This is a genomic window from Occallatibacter sp. (assembly GCF_049802275.1).
GTDB lineage: Bacteria > Acidobacteriota > Terriglobia > Terriglobales > Acidobacteriaceae > Telmatobacter.
This window is the reverse complement of record NZ_JBARMD010000244.1, coordinates 1-3,301: the sequence shown is the minus strand read 5'-3', so window position 1 is coordinate 3,301 and position 3,301 is coordinate 1. Positions and strand designations below refer to the sequence as shown.

General features: G+C 57.7%; 5 protein-coding genes. 4 read left to right on the top strand and 1 reads right to left on the bottom strand.

The genetic code is table 11. From position 1 onward, the window contains the following. The coding region (locus WA354_RS08505) for a hypothetical protein (protein WP_472812575.1) at nucleotides 1-1,023 on the top strand (1,023 nt) is incomplete at its 5' end. 58 nt (nucleotides 1,024-1,081) lie between these two features. Further along, nucleotides 1,082-1,825: a Stp1/IreP family PP2C-type Ser/Thr phosphatase gene (locus WA354_RS08500; protein ID WP_472812574.1), complete on the top strand. Its 744-nt coding sequence runs from the start codon at nucleotides 1,082-1,084 to the stop codon at nucleotides 1,823-1,825. 13 nt (nucleotides 1,826-1,838) lie between these two features. Here WA354_RS08500 and WA354_RS08495 read toward each other — a convergent pair whose 3' ends face one another. Beyond that, a complete protein-coding gene (locus WA354_RS08495) occupies nucleotides 1,839-2,249 on the bottom strand; it encodes a response regulator (RefSeq protein WP_472812573.1) in 411 nt (136 codons plus the stop codon). A 413-nt stretch (nucleotides 2,250-2,662) separates the two neighbouring features. Here WA354_RS08495 and WA354_RS08490 point away from each other — a divergent pair, with 413 nt between their 5' ends. Continuing rightward, nucleotides 2,663-2,956, top strand: coding sequence for a hypothetical protein (locus WA354_RS08490; RefSeq protein ID WP_472812572.1), 294 nt, complete (start codon nucleotides 2,663-2,665; stop codon nucleotides 2,954-2,956). Nucleotides 2,957-2,968: 12 nt separating this feature from the next. Further along, entirely contained in the window at nucleotides 2,969-3,187 is a 219-nt protein-coding gene (locus WA354_RS08485; RefSeq protein ID WP_472812571.1) for a hypothetical protein, read from the top strand. Nucleotides 3,188-3,301: the final 114 nt, after the last annotated feature.

The following is a 3,301-nucleotide window of genomic DNA, read 5'->3' as shown; positions in this document are numbered from 1 at the left end:
GCGCCGGGTCTGATCCGCCGTGAAGGCAATCCTGCGGCAGACAATGAACGCCAGATTCGCGCAATTGTCCTTACCCTCCCCACCGGCACGGTAGACGCCGAGGCCCTGTGGACTGTCCACGACAGGGGCCGCTACCTGTGGATGCTCGACGACGGGCATTTCCTTCTGCGCGATCTCTTTGATTTGAAGCTAGGGGACGCGACGCTGGAACTTAGACCTGCCCTCCAGTTCCAGGGTCCGCTGTTGTGGCTGGAAATGAATCCCGGCCAGGATCTGATTGCCACCGATTCGCGCGAGCCAGTGAATTCGAGGCCGCAGCCGGGCACCGTGCCGAGCCCTCCAACAGCTTCAGCGTGGATTACGACGGATGAGGTTAAGTCATACGCGCAGCCCGACATTGTCCTTCGCATCGTGCGCCTCGCTACGGGCAAGGTGATGCTTGTGAGCCGCACACGCACGACGGTACATCTGCCGATCAACTCTGAAGGACTTGTGGAGACTCTTCGCGGCAAGGGACACGAATGGGCGCTGAATCTCCACTACTTCAATGGCGGCAATCGCATTATGGGAAACCTTGATTCGATGTGCGCTCCATCGGTTGAGTTTGTCTCGAATCCGGAAATTCTGGTCACCACCTGCAATCCCGACAACAGCCGCTGGATGGTGGCCATGTCCACGGATGGCAAGCGCCTGTGGAATGCCGCCAAGCCCCCGACCCAAATCTGGCCTCGGCTGATCATGGCGCCCAACGGGCTGCGCCTCGCCCGGGAAACGCTTGTCGTAACCCACGAAGTCGATACCTTTGCGCCGCTCAGCTTTGATGATGTGAAGGGCCAGCTGGTGGAGGTTTACGACGCATTCACCGGGAAGGTCGATTTAACGGCGCCGGCGAGTCCGATACTCGATGGAGGCGGAAATGTCGCAATTTCACCGTCAGCACGGAGAGTAGCCGTTCTTGATGCCGGGGCCATCCAAGTGTATGAGCTGCCGGCTCCGGCGACTGGCCTGCCATCGGTGCACTGAGTCGTTCGGGTATTCACGGCTTGCTGCATACGTGTAAACTTGCCTGCGGAGGTTTTTCTTGGCCACGGCTGTCGTTCGGTATACGGCTGCGGCGGTCTCCGACCGCGGACGCAAGCGCCCCACGAATGAGGACGCCTACGGCTACTCCGTCGAGGCGGGTGTTTACCTTGTATGCGATGGCATGGGTGGCGCGGCTGCGGGCGAAATTGCCAGCACGATTGCGGTGGACGAGGTCCTTCGGCTCTTGACGCACCCCAATCCTGAGGATGGAACTCCGCTACCCGACGCGGCTCAGAACGCGATTGGCGCCGCGAACGAAGCCATCTTTTCGCGAGCGCAACGGAATCACCGTCTGAGCGGGATGGGTACGACCCTGGTGGCTTTGGCGACCCGGGAACAGCGCGTATGGGTGCTGAATGTCGGAGACAGCCGATGCTACCGCTTTCGCCGAGGCCAGCTGCAGCAGCTTACCCAGGACCACTCGCTGGTCGAGGAGCAGGTGCGGCTTGGCCGGATGACTCCGCGCGAAGCGTTGCACTCCCCATTAAAGAACGTGATTACCCGCGCCCTTGGAACACAATCGCAGGTGACGCCGGACGTGTTTGAATTCGAGGCGGAACCCGGTGACCTGTTCCTGCTCTGCTCCGATGGATTGACGCGCGAACTGCCTGACTCGGTCATTCAGACCTTGCTTACCGGAGATGTGACGCTGGAGGAGTTCTCAGCGCGGCTGGTGGACGCGGCAAAAAAAGCCGGCGGCCACGATAATATTACCTGCTTGCTGGTGCGCGCCCAGGCCTGACGGTCGTCACAATTCAAAGCCCGTGGGCACGTTCCGCGTTGCTCGGACAGAGAAGGTTGGAGATCGTGTCCAGCATTGTCGTTGGATGGATCGGCTTGGCCAGAATCTCAAACTCATGCCCTTCGCTTCTGGCTTTTTGCATGAGTCCCTCGGCCGCAGGTTGACCCGAAAACAATAGAACGTGACATCGGTCGAAGCGTTCCTTCAGCGCGACGGCAAGTTCGATCCCGTTCATGTTAGGGAGCATGACGTCGAGGATGGCAAGATGCGGCGACCAGAGAGAGAGGGCAGCCATCGCAGCTTCTGCCGAATAGGCGACGCGGGTGTCATAACCGTTCGACGACAGGATTTTCCCCAGCGTATCAGCGATCACCTTCTCGTCTTCAACGAGAAGAATTCTTCTTTCTCCCACGCATTCAGGCATACAAGGCCTCGCTCTTGTGGGGAGATTGCATTACGCCCACTGTTGGAGTGAGGGATGCCGCCTCGCGTGAGGTTGGTTGGTTGTCAGCGCTCAACAGAAGCGAGCATCGGAATATCAACCGCTCTTGGCGGACCCACGGATAGAAGCCGAGCGTCAATGCGGCAAAGTCGCGGCGATTCGGTTCGGAGAGGGCAGGAGCGGAGAATGCGGACGTTTGACCGCAGCCACCTTGGTACTTACTTTTTGCCTTCCGGTAATGGAATCCAATTACTGTTTCGTTGAATTTACCGTCTCTAAGGTGTGACTATAAATTACTCAATCTACGTCATTTGCAGCATTGCATGGCTATAGTGGAAAGCATAAGGTCCAAGCATAAATTGCGGTGATCTTCAAACGCGTTTTGTGAGGGAATTATGCCGATCCAGAAAAGTCAAAGCCGCATCGACACTGGCGAAACAGGTTGGATCTCCATCCACATCAATGATTCTGAATCTCCGGTCTCGGGTTATGGCGAAAGTCCCCAAATGAACGCGCCACTTCCCGAGCCCGCGGCACGCCATCTCTTTGAATATGCCCGGCAGGCGCGGGTTTCTTTCCCAGAGCGCTTTCCACGGCTCACACTTTTTGCGATCGCCGTCGTCTTGCTCGCTTCTGCGCTCGCTGCGGAGTTCGATTATCTGCACGGTGCAGGGTATTACTGGCCTTGAAATGAGGATTTTTTGATCGCGGAAGAAACCGTCGACGCCGTTACGAAAATCGGAGAATTCACTCGCAATGGGGCGACCCGCGATGAGGTGAATGCGCAGACAGAAGGCGTGCCCGAAGCTCGTGAGTCAGGCTTTCTGCTGGATTGGCTCACCGGCGGGGAGGCGTGTCAGAGGAATATCCAGGGATTCTCTTCCAAATTCGATACCCAGAACCTTGTCGCCACGCCATGAGCGAATACACAATCAGCCGGAAATGAATCGATCGAGCCTGTAAAGTGAGACAGGTTTAAAAAACTTCTGGTCGGGGCGGAGGGATTCGAACCCCCGACCCTCTGCTCCCAAAGC